This window comes from Pseudomonas zhanjiangensis, assembly GCF_041027545.1.
GTDB lineage: Bacteria > Pseudomonadota > Gammaproteobacteria > Pseudomonadales > Pseudomonadaceae > Aquipseudomonas > Aquipseudomonas zhanjiangensis.
Window position 1 is genome coordinate 1 of the sequence record NZ_JBFTEG010000053.1, and the last position, 940, is coordinate 940.

Here is a 940-nt window from a genome sequence, read left to right on the forward strand (position 1 = left end):
GTGCGTCCTACCGCCTCCTGGATGCAGTGAACTGGCCGAATGCTTTGCTGGTAGCGCTCAAGCATGCGGCGCCAGCCCAGGTAATTGGGGAGGTAGCGGGTGGCCACGCCATGAAAGCGGGTCATCCAGTTCTTCAGTCGACTGTGGTAGGCATTGACGTTCTGGATATGGAAAGCGCCTTGGCGTACGCGCTGGCCGGGGCGGGCATGCACGACCTGATGGGTGATGCCCTGCATCCGGGCGAAGCTGGCATAGACCGCTGCTCCGTCGGTGCAGAGTACGGACTCCTTGTCGATCAGCGGCGCCAACGCTTTTCGTACATGCACAGCATCGAGCTTGGCCAGTGTGAAGTCAGCGGTATGCCCCTCCCGGTCGCGCACCACCATCACCGGGATTTGGTCTTTACCCGTGCCCCGGGTCACGCTGACCCCTCCTCGTTTACGCGGCGGCCGCGGTAAGCGTCGCTGACCTTTGAATGACTCCAGAAAGAACGTCTCATCCACTTCGACAATTCCGGTCTCATGGGTGGCGTGATGCTCGGCGGCTGCCGCCAGGAAGCGGTGCCTCCAGAGAAACGCGGTGTTCTTACTAATGCCGCACACCTTGGCAGCCTTGCGCACGCTCAGCCCATTAATCAGTGCCTGGGCATAGTCTTTCCAGCGTTCGGGATAGTGCAGGCGGGCAAGGCCGGTTGCCGACAACGCGGTGCACGTCCGTCGGCAGCCACGGCAGCGATAGCGACGCAGACCACGCGACCAACCCCAGGGCGCGAGATGTCTCGCGGCGCCCTGGCAATGCGGGCAACTCTGCAACGTCGGCAGGTCATCAAGCACCGCTGTTGTGGGTGGGCTCTGCAGGGCTTGATGAAGCGTGGATTTCTGCTGGGGGCTGAGCTGGCCTAGTTGAGCCAGCCAGTGGTGAAAGGCTTGAGTATCCATGA

1 protein-coding gene is annotated in these 940 nt (G+C 62.0%); it reads right to left on the minus strand.

Annotation, left to right across the window (positions count from 1 at the left end):
* Positions 1-938: IS1595 family transposase (locus tag AB5S05_RS22040; protein ID WP_369289638.1), on the minus strand; the 938-nt coding region annotated here is incomplete at its 3' end.
* Between the last annotated feature and the right edge of the window lie 2 nt (positions 939-940).